An 18,787-nucleotide genomic window follows, 5' to 3' on the forward strand; every position below is an offset into this window, starting at 1 on the left:
TTGGCATCATGGTCTGCAGATTTGCCCCTCACCCTAACCCTCTCCCCGCACGCGGGGAGAGGGGACTGAGGCGTTGCGGCACCTTTCCTTCTCCCCGCTTGCGGGGAGAAGGTGGCCGGCAGGCCGGATGAGGGGCAAACCGCAGCGGTAGATCCGATCAAAGTTTTAATAGCCGGCTAATCTATCGACGATGTGCTCGAGCGGCATGCCGCTTTCGTACCGGGCGATCTGCTGCTCGACATGGGCAAAGAGCGCCTTGACATCGGACGAGGCGGCGACATGGGGCGTCACATAGACGTTGGGCATGGTCCAGAAGCGGCTATCCGAGAAGAGGGGCTCCTCCTCGAAGACGTCGAGGGAAGCCGCTCCCAAGACGCCGGAATCAAGGCATTCCAGGATGTCTGCTTCCACCTGGCTGCCGCCGCGTCCGGCGTTGATGAACACCGGCGCCCCGAACGGCCCTTTGCGGCTGAGCTTTGCGAACAGGTCGGCGTCGAATATGCCTTTGGTTTCCGGCGTCAGCGGCAGCAGGCCGACGAGAAAATCCGTGCGCGCCAGAAAGGCGTCGAGGTCCGCGGCGCCGTAGGTTTCCATGCCCTCGATCGTCCGCCTGGTTCGCGACCAGCCGATCACATTGAAGCCCATGACCGCGAGCTTGCTGGCGGCATCCTGGCCGAGCACGCCCATGCCCATGATGCCGACGGTGACGTCGGCAGCCTCCGGCTGGATGAGGTCTCGCCATTCACGCTTCTGGGCCAAGGCCTCGTAAGCGCGGTGCTGGCGCAGATGCAGCAGGCACTGCATCACCACCCATTCGCTCATGCGTGTCGTCAGCGTCCGGTCGACGAAGCGCACCAGAGGAACATCCGGCAGGCCCGGCAGCGTCAATACGTGGTCGACGCCTGCGCCGCCGGAAAAGACCACTTTCAGATCGGGCGCGCGCGAAAAGAGATCGGGAGCCGATTTCCAGACTACCGCATAGTCGATGCCGGAGAGATCGCGGCCGCTCTGCGCCGGATCCGCGCGATTAATCACTTCGCGATCCGGAAAAGCGCCACGGAGAGCGGCCTCCACTTCCTCCGGAATGAATTTCAGGTCGACGATGACGGGACTCTTGGGGGGCATTCTCAGAACTCTATTGATGTATGGCGGAGAGATTGACGGCTTCGAGATTGAAGGCGGCGGCCATCAAGGCCTTGGTGTAGTCTTCGCCCGGCGCCTCGAAGATGCGCTCGGCCGGCCCCTGTTCGACCACCTTGCCGAGACGCATGACGATCATCTCGTTGGCAAGCGCCCGCACGACCTTGAGATCGTGGCTGATGAACAGATAGGCGAGATTGTGCTTGCGCTGTAGGTCGCGGAGCAGGTCGACGACCTGAGCCTGCACGCTCATGTCGAGCGCTGAGGTCGGCTCGTCGAGCATGACGAATTGCGGTTTCAGCACCATTGCGCGGGCAATCGCGATGCGCTGCCGCTGGCCGCCGGAGAATTCGTGCGGATAGCGCCAGCGGGTCGCCGGATCGAGCCCGACCTCCTGAAGGGCGGCGGCGACACGCGCGTCGCGTTCTTCGGCGGAGAGGGCGCTTTCGTGGATCTTCAGCCCTTCGCCGATGATGTCGGCGATCGACATGCGCGGGCTGAGCGAGCCGTAGGGATCCTGGAAGACCACCTGCATTCTGTTTCTGAGCGGCTTCATCTCGCGGAAGCTGTACGCCTCGATGTCCTTGCCTACGAAGGCGATGCGACCCTTCGAGGAGATGAGGCGCGTCAGCGCCAGGCCCAGCGTAGTCTTGCCTGACCCGGACTCGCCAACGACGCCGAGCGTCTGGCCGGCGCGGAGCGTCAGGTCGACGCCGTCCACCGCTTTGACGTGATCGACGACACGACGCATGAAGCCCGCCTTGATCGGGAACCAGACCTTCACGTCCCTGGCCTCTATGACGATCGGCTTCGAGGTATCGGAAGGCGGCGGCTCGCCCTTGGGCTCGGAGGCGAGCAGATGGCGGGTATAGGCGTGCTGCGGGTTGGCGAATATTTCCGCCGTAGGGCCGGTCTCGACGATCGTGCCCTTGGTCATGACGCAGACTCGATCGGCGATCTTCCGGACGATCCCGAGGTCATGGGTGATGAAGAGCATGGACATGCCGTGCTCGTCCTTGAGCGACTTCAGAAGTTCCAGGATCTGCGCCTGCACGGTCACGTCGAGCGCCGTCGTCGGCTCGTCGGCGATCAGGAGTTCCGGCCGGTTGGCGAGCGCCATGGCGATCATGACGCGCTGGCGCTGGCCGCCGGAAAGCTGGTGCGGATAGGCGCCGAGGCGCTTTTCCGCTTCGCGGATGCCCACCTGGTTCAGGAGCTCCAGCGTTTTCGCCCGCGCCGCAGCGCCCTCGATGCCCTGATGAAGATCGAGGATCTCGCCGATCTGCTGCTCGATCGTATGCAACGGGTTCAGCGACGTCATCGGTTCCTGGAAGATCATCGTGATGTCGTTGCCGCGGACATGCCTGAGCTCGGCATCGCTTGCCTTCAGGAGATCCTTGCCGTTGAAGAAGATCTCGCCGCTCGGGTGGCTCGCGGCCGGATAGGGCAGCAGCTTCAGGATCGAATTCGCCGATACGGATTTGCCCGAACCGGACTCGCCGACGAGCGCGACCGTCTCGCCGCGCTTGATGTCGAAGGAAATGTGGTCGACCGCGACCGACGTTGCGCCGCCCTGATGGAAGGCGACGGAGAGATCGCGAACGGAAAGAAGGGTCTCTGGCATCGTCGCGCTCACCTGAATGTCTTTCTTGGGTCGAAGGCATCGCGCGTCGCTTCGCCGACGAAGATCAGCAGCGAAAGCATGACCGACATGGCGCAGAAGGCCGTCAGCCCCAGCCATGGCGCCTGGAGGTTGGACTTGCCCTGGGCGATCATCTCGCCAAGCGAGGGCGAACCCGGCGGCATGCCGAAACCGAGAAAGTCGAGCGACGTCAGCGTGGTGATCGAACCGGAGAGAATGAACGGCAGGAACGTGAGTGTCGCGACCATCGCGTTCGGCAGCAGGTGACGGTACATGATGGTGCCGTTGCCGACGCCGAGGGCGCGCGCGGCGTTCACATATTCGAAGTTTCGGGCTCTCAGGAACTCCGCCCGGACTACGCCCACGAAGCCGACCCAGGAAAAAAGCAGCATGATGCCGAGCAGGATGAAGAAACCGGGCGGCAGGATGGCGGCGATGATGAGCAGGATGTAGAGCACCGGCATCGATGACCAGATTTCGATAAAGCGCTGCAAAAGCAGGTCGGTCCAGCCGCCGAAATAACCCTGGACAGCGCCGGCCGAAACCCCGATCACGGCGGAGGCGATCGTGAGCAGGAGGCCGAAGAGGACCGAGATACGGAAACCGTAGATCATCCGCGCCATCACGTCGCGCGCCTGGTCGTCGGTGCCGAGCCAGTTGAGGTTGCCGAGTGTGCAGCCCGGGTCGGAGGCGCCTTGCGGGTAGGCGGAGCAGCGCTCCTCCTTGCTCATCAGCCAGAAAGGCGGCGTCGGCGCCGAATGGGGAATGTTCGAGTTGACCGTCTGGTAGGAATAGCGGATCGGCGGCCAGATCATCCAGCCATTGGCCTCGATCTCGTCACGGATGAAATCCGAGCGGTAGTCCGTTTCGGCAAGAAATCCGCCGAACTTCTCCTCAGGATAGTTGACCAGAACCGGGAAGAGAGTCTCACCCTTGTATGAGGCGACGAGCGGCTTGTCGTTGGCGATGAACTCGGCGCAAAGGCTGAGGCCGAAAAGGATCAAGAAGATCCAGAGCGACCAGTAGCCGCGGCGGTTCGCCTTGAAATTCTGCCAGCGCCGCCGTCCGATCGGCGTCAGCCACCCCTTTTCCGGTGCGCCGGAATATGTCGCTACGGTGCTCATCAGACGTCCCTCCGCTCGAAATCGATGCGGGGGTCGACCCAGGTATAGATCAGATCGGAGATCAGACTGACGAAGAGGCCCATCAGCGAGAAGATGTAGAGCGTCGCGAAGACGATCGGATAGTCGCGTTTCACGACGGCGTCGTAGCCGAGCCGGCCCAGCCCATCGAGGGAGAAGATGTACTCGATCAACAGCGAACCGGTGAAGAAGGCGGAGATGAAGGCGCCGGGAAAGCCGGCGATGATGATCAGCATGGCGTTTCGGAAGACGTGGCCGTAAAGCACCTGCCGCTCCGCCAACCCCTTCGCGCGCGCCGTGGTCACATACTGCTTCTTGATCTCGTCGATGAAGGAGTTCTTGGTGAGTAGCGTCGTCGTTGCGAAGGCTGAAAGCAAGAGCGTGATCAGCGGCAACGTCATGTGCCAGAAGTAATCGAGGATCTTCTGCCACCAGGGGAGCTCATAGAAATTGTCCGAGACGAGACCGCGTAGAGGGAACCAGTCGAAGAAGGATCCGCCTGCGAAAACCACGATCAACAGGATGCCGAACAGGAAGCCCGGTACGGCATAGCCGATAATGATGATGCCGGACGTCCAGACATCGAAGGTGGAACCGTCGGTGACGGCCTTCCTGATGCCGAGCGGGATCGAAATCGCGTAGGAAAAGATGAGGATCCAGACGCCGAGCGAGATGGAGACCGGCATTTTGTCGATGATGAGGTCGACAACAGACGTGTTGCGGAAGAAGCTCTCGCCGAAATCGAAGCGGGCATAGTTCCACATCATTGTCAGGAAGCGCTCGAGCGGCGGCTTGTCGAAGCCGAACTGCTTCTCGAGCTTTGCGATGAATTCGGGATCGAGGCCTTGTGCTCCGCGATATCGGCCGCCCTCGTCGCCGCCGCTCTGGAGCAGATCGCCGCCGCCACCGCTGAGGCGGTCCGAACCGGCAGCGTTCGTTAGCTCCGAAATCACCTGTTCCACCGGTCCGCCCGGCGCGAATTGCACGACGGCGAAGGATATTGCCATGATGCCGACGATCGTCGGGATCATCAGCAGAAGCCGACGCAGGATGTAGGCACCCATCAGGCGAACCTCGGCATCGTGTTGCCGCCGATCGCGTGGATCCGCGGGGCTCTCGCTTGCCGTCTATTTCGTCTCAATACGTGATACTCCTTGCCGTGCGCCGCGCCGGGGCGTTCCCCGCATTTAAGTGATTCGTTTTTTGCATTTGGAATCGAGAGCCACCTCGAGCGCAAGCGTTTCATTGCTTGGCGGCGGCCGTCCACCACCATATATCGGGGAAGCCGATCGCGTATTTCGGCAGTTCCGCCGGCCTGTCGATCGTGTCGCGATAGGCGATATTCGCCGCACGCGGGTAATAGAGCGGCACGACGTAATGGTGAGCGAGCAGCACCCGGTCGAGTGCCTTGGTGGCGGCGACGAGCGTTTCGCGGTCCTTGGCGAAGATGACGCGGTTGATCAAGGCATCGACGCCCGGATCGGCGATGCCGGCGTAGTTTCTCGAACCCTGACGCGCGGCTGACGTCGATCCCCAGAAGTCCTCCTGCTCGTTTCCGGGGCTCAAGGTCTGCCCCCAGACCTCCCAGGTCATGTCGTAGTCGAACGCCCGCTCGCGGTTTGTGTATTGCGAGGGGTCGACGGTGCGCACGCTCGCCTCTATGCCAATCCGCTTGAGATTTTGGGCGTAGGGCAGGACCACCCGTTCCAGCATCGGGCTGCTCAGCAGGATCTCGAAGGAAAAGGGCCGCCCGGTCGCCACATTCACCATGCGGTTGCCCTTGAGCTCGAAACCCGCCTCCTTCAGGAGCGCGATCGCCTTGCGCAGGTTGTCGCGGGCATTCTGCGGCGTGCCGCCGACGGGGTTCGCATAGGGCGTCGTGAAGACCTCCTGCGGGATCTTGTCCTTGACCTCGTTCAGGATCTCGAGCTCCAGACCCTGAGGCAGGCCGGTGGAAGCGAGTTCCGTCAGGAAGAAATAGCTGTCCACCCGCGTGTACTGGTTGAAGAAGACGGTACGGTTCAGTTCCTCGAAGTCGAGGGCATAGTTGAGGGCCTCGCGCACGCGCTCGTCATCGAAAGGCTTGCGGCGCATGTTCGGCACGAGCGCCTGCATCACGCCGGTCGCCCTGAACGGCACCTGCTCGCGTTTTATGTGTCCCTCCTTGACCGCCGGAAAGTCGTAACCGGTTGCCCACCGGCGCGCTTGCGTCTCGCGCCAGAAATCGACGTCACCGGCGCGGAAGGCCTCGAACTCGACGCCGCTGTCGCCGAAGAAGGTGTAGGTGATGGAGCCGAAATTGTTCTGCCCGACATTGACGTTGAGGTCTGTTCCCCAATAATCGTCTCGGCGTTCGTAACGGATCGTCGATCCGGCCGAAAACGAGGCGATTCGATAGGGACCCGAGCCGATCACCGGCTCGAGCGTCGTGCGTGTGATGTCGCGCGGCTTGCCGTCCGGACCGGGCGCTTCCCACCAGTGCTTCGGGACAATCAGAAGCTGGCCGAGAATGTGCGGCAGCTCGCGATTGTTTTTTTCGTCGAAGCGGAACGTGACCTCCCGCTCGCCCGTCTTTTCGGCTGCGACGACATGCTTGTAGTAGCTCTGGTAAAGCGGATTGAGCTCCTTGCCCTTCTCGAAACTGAAGGCAACGTCTTCAGGCGTCACGGGCTTGCCGTCCGACCATTTCGCTTCTTTCCTCAGGCGAAACGTGGCGGACGAAACGTCATCCGGAAACGAAACGCTTTCGGCAAGCAGGCCATAGGCTGTCGAAATTTCATCATCCGCCGGTTTCATCAGCGTGTCGAAGACGAGCGAAAGGCCAACGGCCGCCTCGCCCTTTTCGAGGAGCGGATTGAACGTATCGAAGGTTCCCGTCTGCGAAAGACGGACGTCGCCGCCTTTCGGCGCGTCAGGGTTCACATAGTCGAAGCGTTGGAAGCCCGGTGGATATTTGAGCTCGCCGACGAGTGAAAGACCATGGTGCCAAGTGGGCTGTTCCTGGGCGCGCGCGCCAAGCGGTAGGAGCAGAGGTATTGCCAGAAGCGCGGTCGCCAGTTTCGTCTTCACAATACCGCTCAATTCCAGCATCCAGTTGCTTCCCCTTGTCGTTCGATGATCTTTCGAAGCAGAATAGGCGAATTCAGGGCAATTGACAGGACCTGCCCAAAATCAGGCGAAATTTTTGAGTCACATCCGGGTGATTCCGCAAGGCTCGGGCAAATGCGGTGATTCAGGATAGGAGTGATGGCAGACCGCGTGAGATACCGGCGCTGCCGCCGATCGGGGGATTGGAATGGGATTTGAAATAGCGGCTGCCTTTCGACGCTGCGGTTCGGCAACGCTGGGCTTGATCTTGGGGGCGAGCCTTCTGGCCACCGACGCCGCTTCGGCTGACGGAACGCCTGCGAAGGAACTCTTCGGCGCCAAGGCATTGCCGGCGGTGATGGCGCCGACCTCTTACGGCTTTTATTCCAAGGGCTGCCTTGCGGGTGGCGTTGCGATCCCGACGGACGGGCCGACATGGCAGGCAATGCGTCTGTCGCGCAATCGACGCTGGGGTCACCCGGACATGATCGCGCTGGTTGAGCGCTTCTCGCACGATGCAGCCGAGAAGATCGGCTGGCCGGGCCTCTTGCTTGGGGACATATCGCAGCCACGCGGCGGCCCGATGACCTCTGGCCACGCATCACACCAGATCGGCCTCGACGCTGACATCTGGCTGACGCCGATGCCGCAGAGGACGCTGACCTATGAGGAACGCGAATCGATTTCCGCGACCTCGATGCTGCAGAAGAATAAGTTCCTGACCGTCGATCCGTCCATATGGACGCCCAGTCACGCGCGGCTGATCATGATGGCTGCAAGCTATCCCCAGGTAGAGCGCGTCTTCGTCAATCCGGCGATCAAGAAGAAGCTCTGCGACACTTGGAAGGGCGATCGTTCGGCACTCGGCAAGATCCGGCCGATCTACGGTCATGACTATCATTTCCACATTCGTATCAAGTGCCCCGAGGGTTCGGTCGGCTGCAAGGGCCAGGCGCGCGTGCCGGTGGGTGACGGCTGCGACAAGTCGCTCGCCTGGTGGTTCACCGACGAGCCCTGGGCAAAGCCGACGAAGAAGCCGGAAAAACCCGTGAAGCCGAAATTCGCGAAGCTTTCCGATCTGCCGAAGGCTTGCGCCCTTGTGCTCGACGGTCCACCTCCGGCCTCCGAGCAGGAAGCGACCTACGGCACAGCCTACCGCGCGGCGGCCGCCGCTCCCGCTCCCGCCGCTGCCGTTCCCGCCGCTGCGACGAGTATCGAAGCCGTCATCGGCGCCGCAGCCGCGGCGCCTTTGGAAAACATTCCGGTTCCGTTGCCGCGCCCAGCGTTGCAATAGCGGTCCGGGCGGAGCGCCTCTCATGGGGCCGGCCGGCCCTGCCTGCCTTTCCAACTGCACGATGCTCATGTATAGGGCTTTCAAATCGATTTAAAATTGACGCTGGAGAGGCTGCATGGCCGGTCGGAAATGTCTTGCCCTGATTGCGCATGATCAGAAGAAGGATGATCTCGCCGCCTTCGCCAAGGCAAACGAGGCGGTGCTATCCAAGTGGAAGATCGTCGCCACCGGGACGACCGGTGGCCGCGTTCTGGACGCGTGTCCCGGGCTCGATATCACCCGCCTCAAAAGCGGACCGCTCGGCGGCGACCAGCAGATCGGCGCGATGATCGCTACCGGCGACGTGGACTTCCTGATCTTTTTCGTCGATCCGCTCACGGCCATGCCGCATGATGTCGACGTCAAGGCGCTGATGCGCCTGGCGATCGTCTACGACATCCCGATGGCGCTCAACCGCGCCACGGCCGAAGAGTTGATTGCCTTCAGGCGCAACTGATACACAGTTTCAAAGATTCCAAGACAGCGATCAGGACGGATTTTGCGATGCTCAGTGCGAGTGACCACGGCTTTCCCTTTCCGATATTGATCGGCGACATCGGTGGAACGAATGCCCGCTTCGCGCTGCTGGTCGATACCTATCCCGAACCGAAGCAGCTGCCGCCGATCAAGACGGGCGATTTCGCGACGATCGAGGAGGCGATGCAGAAGAGCATCCTCGACAAGACGTCCCTTCAGCCGCGCTCGGCGATACTGGCTGTCGCAGGGCCGATCAAGGGTGACGAAATTCCGCTGACGAACGCCGGTTGGGTGATTCGGCCGAAGGATATGCTGGCGAGCCTTGGCCTGGACGACGTTCTGATCATCAACGATTTCGAGGCACAGGCGCTCGCGGTCGCAACACCCGCCGACGAGGATCTCGTTCAGATCGGCGGCGGTAGTATCCGTCCGTCCACCTCGCGCGTCGTGCTTGGTCCGGGAACGGGGCTCGGCGTCGCCGGCCTGGTTTTCGCGCAGCACACCTGGATCCCCGTGCCCGGCGAAGGCGGCCACGTCGATATCGGCCCGCGTACCGAGCGTGATTTCCGGATCTGGCCGTTCCTGGAGCCGATCGAGGGGCGGATGGCGGGCGAGCAGATTTTGTGCGGGCGCGGCATCATGAACCTTTATCGGGCGGTCTGCGCCGCCAATGGCGAGGAGCCGCTGCTCACCGACCAGGCGGCGGTTACGACCGGCGCGCTTTCAGGCTCCGATCCGACGGCGGTCGAGACCATATCGCTCTTCAGCACCTATCTTGGCCGCGTCGCCGGCGACATGGCGCTGATCTTCATGGCGCGTGGCGGCGTGTTCCTGGCGGGTGGCATCTCGCAGAAGATATTGCCTGCTTTGATGCGGCCGGAGTTTCGCGCAGCCTTCGAGGACAAGGCGCCGCATTCGGCACTGATGCGAACGATCCCGACTTTCGCCGTCGTCCATCCGATGGCGGCGCTTTCCGGTCTCGCCGCCTTCGCGCGCACGCCGAGGGACTTCGGTGTTGCAATGGAGGGACGGCGCTGGACAAGCTGACCGGCCGGATGTTCGCAAAGACTCGCCAAAACGGCATCAAAGCACTATAGAGCCCCGGACGGGCGATGCCGGTACACGGAACGCCGCAGCGAGCTCAGGGAAGACGGGCTTATTGGACGCCAAGAATAGAAAACAGCGTACAGTCGATTCCGATACGATCACCGGAATCCTGAGGCGCGTCATTGCCGAGAACGGCCGCGACCATATCCGAGGCTATGCTTTTGCCATCGCCTGCCTGATGGTCGTGGCGGCGACGACGGGCTTTACGGCCTGGATCATGGAAACCGTGATCAACGAGGCCTTCGCCAACAGGCGCGCCGATATCGTGCTGTGGATCTGCGCCGCGATCTTCGCGGCCTTCGTCCTGCGGGGTCTTGCGACCTACGGGCAGGCGGTCGCGCTCTCGAAGATCGGCAACAATATCGTCGCCCGCTATCAGCGGCGGCTTTACGCACATCTGATGGCGCTCAGCGTCGGCTATTTCCACGATATGCGCTCGGCGCAGCTTGCCGCCAAGGTCAGCCAGAACGTCAGTGGCATCCGCGACGTCCTCAATATGACGGTCACCTCGATCGCCCGCGACTTTCTGACCTTGGTCGGGCTTGTCGCCGTCATGTTCAGCAAGGACTGGCTGCTCTCGCTGATCGTCTTCTTCGTCGCGCCGCCGCTGCTTCTCGGCCTGCGTTATGTCTCGAAGCGGCTGCGCCTGGCGACGCGCGAGGCCGTCGAGGTCAACAGCCGCGTCCTCGGCGCCATGCAGGAAACGATTCAGGGCATTTCCATCGTCAAGGCCTTCACGATGGAGAACGAGCTGCGCCGCAAGGTCGAATCGATCATCGACCGGGCGGAGAACCGGGCAAACCGGATCGCACGTCTCAGTGAACGAACCGCGCCGATGACGGAAACCTTCGCCGGTTTTGCGATCTCGTCCGTGCTTGCCTATTCGGCTTTCCGCACGATCTACGGCAATGTCCCGCCGGGCGCGTTCTTCGCCTTCGTCACAGCGCTGCTAATGGCCTATGACCCGGCGCGGCGTCTGGCGCGCCTGCAGGTGTCGCTCGAGCGCGCGACCGTCAACGCGCGCATGATCTACGAGATTCTCGATACCGTTCCGCATCAGCGCGATCGTCCCGATGCAACCGAAATCAAATTCGGCGAAGCGACGATCGAACTGCGCGACGTGCGTTTCGCCTATGCCAGCGGAGACGAGATCCTGAAGGGGGTCAGCTTCCTTGCCGAGGGCGGCAAGACGACGGCACTGGTCGGCCCGTCGGGTGCCGGCAAGTCGACGATCATCAGCCTTATCCCGCGGTTCTACGATCCGAAGTCGGGACAGATCCTGATCGACGGGCAGGACATTGCGGGCGTCACCAAGCAGTCGCTGCGCAATGGCCTTGCCTATGTCTCGCAGCAACCGTACCTCTTCGAGGGCTCGATCCGCGACAATATCCGCTATGGCCGGCCGGAGGCCACGGACGCGGAAATCGAGGAAGCGGCACGGCTCGCCTACGCCCATGACTTCATCCTGGCGCAGCCGCAAGGCTACGATACGGCGGTCGGCGAGAATGGCGTGACGCTATCCGGCGGCCAGCGCCAGCGGCTGTCGATTGCCCGCGCACTTGTGCGCAATGCGCCGATCCTCCTTCTCGACGAAGCGACTTCGGCGCTCGACACCGAGTCTGAAGCCGCGGTGCAGAAGGCGCTCGACCGCGCGATGAGCGGCCGCACGGTCATCGTCATCGCGCACCGGCTTTCGACCGTCGTCAACGCCGACAAGATCATCGTCATGAAGGATGGCGCGGTCGTCGAGGAAGGCACGCACGAAGAGCTTGCACAGCGTCCGGACGGTCTCTACGCTCGCCTGCACAATCTCCAGGGCAGCGCCTCAGACATGACGGCCGAAGCCGCAATCCTATAGAAGCCAAGGGAAATTCGACGATGAGCGAAACGGATATGAAGCTCGTAGTGGTCGGCGCGGCCGGCCGGATGGGGCAGACACTGATCCGGATCGTTCATGACATGGCCGGCGTGCGTCTCCACGCCGCAGTGGAGCGGCCGGGCTCGCCGTTCGTTGGCCGCGATGCCGGCGAACTCGCCGGGCTCGGACCGATCGATGTCGCCATCACGGACAAGCCGCTCGAGGCCTTCGTCGAGGCGGAAGGCGTTCTCGATTTCACCTCGCCGGCGGGCACGGTTGAATTTGCCGGGCTGGCGGCGCAAGCGCGCATCGTCCATGTCATCGGCACGACCGGCTGCTCGGCGGACGACGAGGCAAAGATCCGCGCTGCCGCACGGCATGCGCGCGTCATCAAGTCGGGCAACATGAGCCTGGGCGTCAATCTTCTCGGCGTGCTGGTGCAGCAGGCGGCGCGAGCGCTCAAGGCGGCGGACTGGGACATCGAAATTCTGGAAATGCACCACAAGCACAAGGTCGATGCCCCGTCGGGCACGGCGCTCTTGCTTGGTGAGGCGGCGGCCAAGGGCCGCGGTATCGAGCTTGTGGATCATTCGGTGCGGGTGAGGGACGGCCACACGGGCGCGCGGCCGGAGGGGGCGATCGGTTTTGCCACACTTCGCGGCGGCTCCGTCGTCGGCGAACATTCCGTCATTCTCGCGGGCGAGGGCGAGCAGGTCACCCTATCCCACAGCGCCACGGATCGCTCCATCTTCGCGCGCGGCGCGGTCACGGCCGCCCTTTGGGGTCGCAACCAGAAGCCCGGCTTCTACTCCATGCTCGATGTCCTCGGGCTCAACTGATACTCAAATCTTTCAAGAGGAAATGAAATGAGCGGCACCCTCGTTCTCGTTCGGCATGGCCAGAGCGATTGGAACCTGAAGAACCTGTTCACCGGCTGGCGCGACCCGGACCTGACCGAACTCGGCGTCGAGGAAGCGAAAGCGGGCGGCAAGGCGCTCGCCGAGTATGGCATCAAGTTCGACGTCGCTTTCACCTCTTCCCTTATCCGTGCCCAGCGCACGTGCCAGTTCGTTCTCGACGCCGTCGGGCAGACCTCGCTTGAAACCATTCGCGACCAAGCCCTGAATGAGCGCGACTACGGCGATCTTTCCGGCCTCAACAAGGACGATGCGCGCGCCAAATGGGGAGAGGAGCAAGTGCACATCTGGCGCCGCTCCTACGACGTCCCGCCGCCGGGCGGCGAGAGCCTGCGCGACACCGGCGCGCGCGTCTGGCCCTATTATCTCACCGACATTCTGCCGCGCGTGCTTTCGGGCCAGAAGGTGCTGATCGCCGCGCACGGCAACTCGCTGCGCTCGCTCGTCATGGTGCTCGACAAGTTGACCAAGGAACAGATCCTCAAGCTCAACCTCGCGACCGGCGTGCCGATGGTCTACAAGCTGAACGCGGATTCGACGGTTGCATCCAAGGAAGTGCTGGGCGACATGTCGGGCGCGCATTGAGCCGCCTTACCGCTTGACGAAAGGGGCGCCGCAGCGCCCCTTTTTGTTTCAGGCCTTGCCCGCTTCCCAGCCGAGGATCGCGCGCTTGCGCGTCAGGCCCCAGTGATAGCCGGTGAGGTCGCCGCTCTTGCCGAGCGCACGGTGGCAGGGCACGACGAAGGAAATCGGGTTGCGTCCGACGGCAGCGCCGACGGCGCGCGACGCGGTCGGCTGGCCGATTTCGTCGGCGATCTTCGAATAGGTGGTCGCCTTTCCGAGCGGGATGTTCAACAGCGCCTGCCACACCCGGATCTGGAAATCGGAACCGATCAGGAAGATGCGCAACGGCTCCTCCGCGCACCAGCGCTCCGGATCGAAGATGCGGGCGGCATAGCGCGCCGTCGCGGCACTGTCCTCGACATAGATCGCCTTCGGCCACCGGCGAGCCATGTCGTCGAAACTCGAGCGCTCCTCGCCGGGATCGGCAAAGGCAAGCCCGGCAAGCCCACGCTCGGTGACCATGACGAGCGCGGTTCCGAAAGGAGAGGGATGGAAGCCATAACGAATGGTAAGCCCATCGCCGCGAGCCTTCCATTCGCCGGGTGACATCGCCTCATGCGTGACGAAGAGGTCGTGCAGGCGGCTGGGACCGGACAGACCCACTTCGATGCTGGTCTCCAGCAACGGCATGTCCTCCTGCCGCAGCAACCGCTTGGCGTGATCGAGCGTCACCGCCTGGAGAAAGGCTTTGGGCGAAAGCCCCGCCCAGCGGGTGAAGGTCTTCTGCAATTGCGTCGGCGATTGGCCGAGGCGGCGCGCGACCGTTTCAAGCGATGGCTGATCGCGGTAATCCTCCGTCAGCATCTCGATCACGCGGCTGACCGTGTCGTAGTCGGTGCCTTCGGGAGTGATGTCGGTGGGAATGGATGTAACAACGTTCATGATCATCTCCTGTCAGGCTACAGGTAATCATGTGGCGGGCAGATAACCACCCGATTCTTGTGAGCGTCGCGCAGGGCAACTCCAGGAAAAGTGTACAGCGGTTTTCCGTCCGGAATTGCGTCGTTTCAAACGTTACCTCCGGCGGACGGTTGCGAGTGCGCGGGCAAAGGCCAGTGCGAAGGTCTCGCGGTCGTCGCGGTTGAGAAAGGAGCCGATATCGGTCTGGCGGCCACCGCCGATGATCCACATCGAAACGATGCCGATCTCCTGGTGCCGTTTGATGCTGAACCGTGTCCAGAAGGGGTTGAAGCGATGCTCGGTCATTCTCCCCGATGGCGCAAACTTCCTGACCGACACGTCAGTATGCGAGACGCTGACTTCCTCCCGGGCGCGTGCAGAACGATAGTTGAGCCAGAAGGCACCGATGAGCAGCACGAAGTCGAGGCCGAAAAAGAAGACGATCGGCCATGCGCCGATGACCAGGAACACGAATATGTGCAGGAGGCTCATTGCGCCGGCGATCATCAGGAGGATCGTGAACCCCTTGAGCCCGAGCGAACGGTGCGGCGTGAGCTCGGCCACGAAGATCGGCAGCTCATTGTTGGAGGTCTCGACGTTGCCTTCGGTCATGACCAATGACTATAGATGCAGCATGAAAAACGTGAAGCTGAAATCGCCGAAACAATCGCCGAAATTGAACGCAGCGACAGCTGGCCGGGCCGGGGCGCGGCAACGCAGCGCCTACAGCGCCGCCGAGGTCGAGGAGATCTTCCGCCGCTTCTCGGTGCAGCGCCCGGAGCCGAGGGGCGAGCTCGAACACGTCAATCCGTTCACGCTCGTCGTGGCGGTCGCGCTTTCGGCCCAAGCTACGGACGCCGGCGTCAACAAGGCGACACGCGCGCTCTTTGCCGTCGCCGATACACCGCAAAAGATGCTGGCGCTCGGCGAGGAAAAGCTGCGGGACTACATCAAGACGATCGGGCTATATCGCAACAAGGCCAAAAACGTCATAGCGCTCTCGGAAAAGCTGATCGCCGATTTCGGCGGCGAAGTGCCCCGCACGCGCGAAGAACTGATGACCCTTCCAGGCGTCGGGCGCAAGACCGCCAACGTGGTGCTGTCGATGGCTTTCGGTCAGCCGACGATTGCGGTCGATACCCACATCTTCCGGATCGCCAATCGTATTCTATTGGCCCCAGGCAGGACGCCGGATGAAGTGGAAGCGCATCTCCTGCGCGTCATCCCGGAGAACTATCTATACCACGCCCATCATTGGCTGATCCTGCACGGCCGATACGTTTGCAAGGCACGCCGGCCGGAATGCGAGCGTTGCGTCATTGCCGACCTCTGCAAGTCTCCGGAGAAGAGCAGCGATATCCCGGCCCCTTTGGTCGAACTGCCGCCGCAGGTCGTGCCGGTCGCCGGTTGATACCTCGCCGATTAATGCTCCGTCGGCTGAGGACGTCCATTTCAGCGGCTGCTTCCGAACTCCGAGGTCGAGGATCCAACCGGATCTATGCCGAGGTGATCACGTCTTTTTCGCCTTGTCACTTCCAAATGGTCGGAAAACCGGTATTAACGGAGACCGGTCATTTCAGGAAACCGGACGGAGTTCATGACAAAATACGATGTGCTGACGATCGGCAACGCGATCGTCGATATCATTGCGCGCTGCGATGACAGCTTTCTCGCGGACAACGGTATCATCAAGGGCGCGATGAACCTCATCGATGCGGATCGGGCCGAACTGCTCTATTCGCGGATGGGCCCGGCGGTTGAGGCCTCAGGCGGCAGTGCCGGCAATACGGCGGCCGGTGTCGCGAGCCTTGGCGGGCGGGCGGCCTATTTCGGCAAGATCGCCAGTGATCAGCTCGGCGAGATATTCACGCACGATATCCGGGCACAAGGCGTTTATTTCCAGACCAAGCCGCTCGAAAGCCTGCCGCCGACCGCCCGTTCGATGATCTTCGTTACGGAAGACGGCGAGCGGTCGATGAACACCTATCTCGGCGCCTGCGTCGAGCTCGGCCCCGAAGATGTCGAGGAGGATGTCGTCGCGCAATCCAAGGTCACCTACTTCGAGGGCTATCTGTGGGACCCGCCGCGCGCCAAGGATGCGATCCGTGCGGCAGCTCGCATCGCCCACGCGAACGGCCGTGAAATGGCCATGACGCTCTCGGACAGTTTCTGTGTCCATCGCTATCGCGGCGAGTTCCTCGACCTGATGCGCTCCGGCACCGTCGACATCGTCTTTGCCAACAGGCAGGAAGCGCTGGCGCTCTACGAGACCGAGTATTTCGATGCTGCGCTCAACGCGCTCGCGAAGGATTGCAAGCTTGCGGCCGTGACGCTCAGCGAAGAGGGCTCTGTCGTCGTTCGTGGCGACGAGCGCGTGCGCGTCAGGGCGAACGCCATCGAGCAGGTCGTCGACACGACCGGTGCCGGCGATCTCTATGCGGCCGGGTTCCTTCACGGCTACACGTCGGGGCGCTCGCTCGAGATCTGCAGCAAGCTCGGTAATCTCGCCGCCGGCATCGTGATCGGCCAGATCGGTCCGCGTCCGATGATATCGCTCGCCACAGCCGCCAAGGAAGCGGACCTCGTCTGAGGCTGCCTCCGCATCGCGCCGACCATCGGGCGTCCAACAGTGGCGGCAAATTTTGAATTGAATGAAGCGAGGCGGACCTATTTAAAGGCTTCGCCCGGATAGGCCCCCCAGATCTCGCTTTGTGCGATCCAGCCTTCGACGCCTTGCGTCTCGGCGTGGCACCATTCGCCATTGCATTCGCCGATCTGCAGGACCACGCCCGGTTCCATCCGGGCGACGATCGAGGCCGTGCTTTGAGGATCGCGCCGGAGGTTGACGAAGATGCCCTCGCCCTTGCCGCGCATCCACGGTGCGGCAAGTGCAGTGCGGTCGCCGGAAAGAAGCGCCTGGTTCACCCAGCCTTCCGTCCCGTCCGCGTCGCGGATGCGGCGCCAGTTGTCATATTCCTGGATGATTTCCACCGGCACGCCTGATTTGAGGTAGCGGAAGGCCACGGCGTAGTCGAGGCTTGGTCCGATTCGTAAGTTGACGCTCTTTGCCTTCAGGCTGACGAAGCGAGGCAGCGGCAGGCCGCTCGCACCTTTCGCCGCCTGGGCAAAGGCGCCGGAGGTCATCACGGCCGTCCCGATGCAGGCGGCTACCAACATGGTCGAGAACCTGGAAACGACATGACGCATGACGAAGCTCATTTTTCGATAGCAGCGAAGCCTTGCAGGCGCACTTCGATCTGGCCCGTCGGCTCGGGGTGCAAATCCGGTGTTAGGCAGTGACTTTCAATTGTCTTCCCCACCGGGTCTGGTAGAAATTGCGACTACAGGGAGAAACTATCACCCAACTTGGTTAAGGACCCGTGAACGAGGGCCGCGCATAACAATGACAAGCAAGAAGAAGCCAACGGTCTACATCACCCGGAAACTGCCGGATGTCGTCGAAACCCGCATGCGCGAACTCTTCGACGCAGAGCTGAATGTCGACGACACGCCGCGCACCCAGCCGGAGCTGGTTGCCGCGGTCAAGCGCGTCGATGTGCTGGTGCCGACGGTGACGGACCGGATCGACGCGGCGCTGATCGAGCAGGCGGGACCGCAGTTGAGGTTGATTGCCGCCTTCTCGAATGGTGTCGACAATATCGACGTCGACGCGGCCGCTCGGAGGGGCATTACCGTCACCAACACGCCGAACGTGCTTACTGAAGATACGGCCGACATGACGATGGCGCTCATCCTCGCGGTGCCGCGGCGGCTTGCCGAGGGTGCGCAGATCCTGACCGATCGCAAGGGCGAATGGGCTGGCTGGTCGCCGACATGGATGCTTGGCCGGCGTATCGCCGGCAAACGCATCGGCATCGTCGGCATGGGGCGGATCGGAACCGCCGTCGCCCGCCGTGCCAAGGCGTTCGGACTTTCGATCCATTATCATAACCGGCACCGGGTCAAGCCCGAAACCGAGGAAATGCTCGAGGCGACCTATTGGGACAGCCTCGACCAGATGCTCGCGCGCGTCGACATCGTCTCCGTGAACTGCCCCTCGACGCCCGCGACGTTCCATTTGCTGTCGGCGCGCCGGCTGGCGCTGATGCGGCCGGACAGCTACATCGTCAACACCGCGCGCGGCGGCATCATCGACGAGACTGCGCTGATCAAATGCATCAGGGAAGGCAAGATCGCCGGGGCCGGACTCGACGTTTTCGAAAACGAGCCGGCGGTCAGCCCCAAACTCGTCAAGCTCGCCGGCGAAGGCAAGGTGGTGCTCCTGCCGCATATGAGCTCCGCGACCCTCGAAGGCCGTATCGACATGGGTGAAAAGGTGGTGATCAACATCCGCACCTTCTTCGACGGCCACCGCCCGCCGGACCGTGTGCTGCCGGGGCGCGACTAGGGCAAATCCAGGAAAAGTGTGTAGCGGTTCTCCGTCCGGATTTGCGTCGTCCTACAGCGCCGCGCGTCTTATCAGACGCGCAAAGGACGCTGTAGCACTTTGAATTGCTGCATGTTTTTATCTTTAAATCGGCTACGATTTAAAGAAACATG

Annotated in this window: 17 protein-coding genes; 9 read left to right on the forward strand and 8 right to left on the reverse strand. The window is 62.3% G+C overall.

Features of this window, described 5'->3' with window-relative positions; all coding sequences use genetic code 11:
• Positions 1-165: 165 nt before the first annotated feature.
• The 5 genes from QN224_RS00355 to QN224_RS00375 form a co-directional block, all read right to left on the reverse strand.
• Complete coding sequence (locus QN224_RS00355) at positions 166-1,125, reverse strand: glyoxylate/hydroxypyruvate reductase A (RefSeq protein WP_283975125.1); 960 nt, start codon at positions 1,123-1,125, stop codon at positions 166-168.
• Positions 1,126-1,135: 10 nt separating this feature from the next.
• On the reverse strand, positions 1,136-2,764 hold the full coding sequence (locus tag QN224_RS00360) for an ABC transporter ATP-binding protein (RefSeq protein WP_283975126.1): 1,629 nt from the start codon (positions 2,762-2,764) through the stop codon (positions 1,136-1,138).
• An 8-nt stretch (positions 2,765-2,772) separates the two neighbouring features.
• Complete coding sequence (locus tag QN224_RS00365) at positions 2,773-3,906, reverse strand: ABC transporter permease (protein ID WP_173511396.1); 1,134 nt, start codon at positions 3,904-3,906, stop codon at positions 2,773-2,775.
• Entirely contained in the window at positions 3,906-4,988 is a 1,083-nt protein-coding gene (locus tag QN224_RS00370; RefSeq protein WP_173511395.1) for a microcin C ABC transporter permease YejB, read from the reverse strand. Before QN224_RS00370 ends, QN224_RS00365 begins: the two co-directional genes overlap by 1 nt.
• Positions 4,989-5,166: 178 nt before the next feature.
• Positions 5,167-7,014 (reverse strand): extracellular solute-binding protein, encoded by a 1,848-nt coding sequence (locus QN224_RS00375; RefSeq protein WP_283975127.1) that lies wholly within the window; start codon positions 7,012-7,014, stop codon positions 5,167-5,169.
• A gap of 205 nt (positions 7,015-7,219) precedes the next feature.
• Between QN224_RS00375 and mepA the strand changes: the two genes are divergently transcribed.
• From mepA to QN224_RS00405, 6 genes are all read left to right on the forward strand, one after another.
• The gene (gene mepA, locus QN224_RS00380; RefSeq protein WP_173511393.1) at positions 7,220-8,305 is read left to right on the forward strand and encodes a penicillin-insensitive murein endopeptidase; all 1,086 of its coding nucleotides are present in this window, start codon (positions 7,220-7,222) and stop codon (positions 8,303-8,305) included.
• 115 nt (positions 8,306-8,420) lie between these two features.
• Positions 8,421-8,801, forward strand: coding sequence for a methylglyoxal synthase (locus QN224_RS00385; RefSeq protein ID WP_269279679.1), 381 nt, complete (start codon positions 8,421-8,423; stop codon positions 8,799-8,801).
• A gap of 47 nt (positions 8,802-8,848) precedes the next feature.
• Entirely contained in the window at positions 8,849-9,868 is a 1,020-nt protein-coding gene (locus QN224_RS00390) for a glucokinase (RefSeq protein WP_173511391.1), read from the forward strand.
• 112 nt (positions 9,869-9,980) lie between these two features.
• Positions 9,981-11,786, forward strand: a complete 1,806-nt coding sequence (locus QN224_RS00395) for an ABC transporter ATP-binding protein (protein WP_173511390.1) — start codon at positions 9,981-9,983, stop codon at positions 11,784-11,786.
• 20 nt (positions 11,787-11,806) lie between these two features.
• Positions 11,807-12,625 (forward strand): 4-hydroxy-tetrahydrodipicolinate reductase, encoded by an 819-nt coding sequence (gene dapB, locus QN224_RS00400; RefSeq protein WP_283975128.1) that lies wholly within the window; start codon positions 11,807-11,809, stop codon positions 12,623-12,625.
• Positions 12,626-12,652: 27 nt separating this feature from the next.
• Positions 12,653-13,288, forward strand: coding sequence for a 2,3-bisphosphoglycerate-dependent phosphoglycerate mutase (locus QN224_RS00405; RefSeq protein WP_283975129.1), 636 nt, complete (start codon positions 12,653-12,655; stop codon positions 13,286-13,288).
• A gap of 48 nt (positions 13,289-13,336) precedes the next feature.
• Here QN224_RS00405 and QN224_RS00410 read toward each other — a convergent pair whose 3' ends face one another.
• Complete coding sequence (locus QN224_RS00410; protein ID WP_173511387.1) at positions 13,337-14,209, reverse strand: bifunctional helix-turn-helix domain-containing protein/methylated-DNA--[protein]-cysteine S-methyltransferase; 873 nt, start codon at positions 14,207-14,209, stop codon at positions 13,337-13,339.
• Positions 14,210-14,341: 132 nt separating this feature from the next.
• Positions 14,342-14,839: a DUF2244 domain-containing protein gene (locus QN224_RS00415; RefSeq protein WP_283975130.1), complete on the reverse strand. Its 498-nt coding sequence runs from the start codon at positions 14,837-14,839 to the stop codon at positions 14,342-14,344.
• Positions 14,840-14,861: 22 nt separating this feature from the next.
• Here QN224_RS00415 and nth point away from each other — a divergent pair, with 22 nt between their 5' ends.
• The gene (nth, locus tag QN224_RS00420; RefSeq protein WP_283975131.1) at positions 14,862-15,638 is read left to right on the forward strand and encodes an endonuclease III; all 777 of its coding nucleotides are present in this window, start codon (positions 14,862-14,864) and stop codon (positions 15,636-15,638) included.
• Between the two features lie 186 nt (positions 15,639-15,824).
• Positions 15,825-16,817, forward strand: coding sequence for an adenosine kinase (locus QN224_RS00425; RefSeq protein WP_283975132.1), 993 nt, complete (start codon positions 15,825-15,827; stop codon positions 16,815-16,817).
• Positions 16,818-16,894: 77 nt separating this feature from the next.
• Here QN224_RS00425 and QN224_RS00430 read toward each other — a convergent pair whose 3' ends face one another.
• The gene (locus QN224_RS00430; protein WP_246299657.1) at positions 16,895-17,404 is read right to left on the reverse strand and encodes an SH3 domain-containing protein; all 510 of its coding nucleotides are present in this window, start codon (positions 17,402-17,404) and stop codon (positions 16,895-16,897) included.
• Positions 17,405-17,630: 226 nt separating this feature from the next.
• Here QN224_RS00430 and QN224_RS00435 point away from each other — a divergent pair, with 226 nt between their 5' ends.
• Positions 17,631-18,635: a D-glycerate dehydrogenase gene (locus QN224_RS00435; protein ID WP_280660579.1), complete on the forward strand. Its 1,005-nt coding sequence runs from the start codon at positions 17,631-17,633 to the stop codon at positions 18,633-18,635.
• The last annotated feature ends 152 nt before the right edge of the window (positions 18,636-18,787 follow it).

The sequence above is a fragment of the Sinorhizobium sp. 7-81 genome (assembly GCF_030124405.1).
In the GTDB taxonomy this organism is placed as follows: Bacteria; Pseudomonadota; Alphaproteobacteria; order Rhizobiales; family Rhizobiaceae; genus Sinorhizobium; species Sinorhizobium psoraleae.

Coding starts and splice junctions, on each gene's coding strand:
- QN224_RS00390 (WP_173511391.1), top strand. CDS start 8,849: ATGCTCAGTGCGAGTGACCACGGCTTTCCCTTTCCGATATTGATCGGC.
- QN224_RS00415 (WP_283975130.1), bottom strand. CDS start 14,839: ATGACCGAAGGCAACGTCGAGACCTCCAACAATGAGCTGCCGATCTTC.
- QN224_RS00435 (WP_280660579.1), top strand. CDS start 17,631: ATGACAAGCAAGAAGAAGCCAACGGTCTACATCACCCGGAAACTGCCG.
- QN224_RS00385 (WP_269279679.1), top strand. CDS start 8,421: ATGGCCGGTCGGAAATGTCTTGCCCTGATTGCGCATGATCAGAAGAAG.
- dapB (WP_283975128.1), top strand. CDS start 11,807: ATGAGCGAAACGGATATGAAGCTCGTAGTGGTCGGCGCGGCCGGCCGG.
- QN224_RS00410 (WP_173511387.1), bottom strand. CDS start 14,209: ATGAACGTTGTTACATCCATTCCCACCGACATCACTCCCGAAGGCACC.
- nth (WP_283975131.1), top strand. CDS start 14,862: ATGAAAAACGTGAAGCTGAAATCGCCGAAACAATCGCCGAAATTGAAC.
- QN224_RS00425 (WP_283975132.1), top strand. CDS start 15,825: ATGACAAAATACGATGTGCTGACGATCGGCAACGCGATCGTCGATATC.
- QN224_RS00370 (WP_173511395.1), bottom strand. CDS start 4,988: ATGGGTGCCTACATCCTGCGTCGGCTTCTGCTGATGATCCCGACGATC.
- QN224_RS00360 (WP_283975126.1), bottom strand. CDS start 2,764: ATGCCAGAGACCCTTCTTTCCGTTCGCGATCTCTCCGTCGCCTTCCAT.
- QN224_RS00375 (WP_283975127.1), bottom strand. CDS start 7,014: ATGCTGGAATTGAGCGGTATTGTGAAGACGAAACTGGCGACCGCGCTT.
- QN224_RS00430 (WP_246299657.1), bottom strand. CDS start 17,404: ATGTTGGTAGCCGCCTGCATCGGGACGGCCGTGATGACCTCCGGCGCC.
- QN224_RS00405 (WP_283975129.1), top strand. CDS start 12,653: ATGAGCGGCACCCTCGTTCTCGTTCGGCATGGCCAGAGCGATTGGAAC.
- mepA (WP_173511393.1), top strand. CDS start 7,220: ATGGGATTTGAAATAGCGGCTGCCTTTCGACGCTGCGGTTCGGCAACG.
- QN224_RS00365 (WP_173511396.1), bottom strand. CDS start 3,906: ATGAGCACCGTAGCGACATATTCCGGCGCACCGGAAAAGGGGTGGCTG.
- QN224_RS00355 (WP_283975125.1), bottom strand. CDS start 1,125: ATGCCCCCCAAGAGTCCCGTCATCGTCGACCTGAAATTCATTCCGGAG.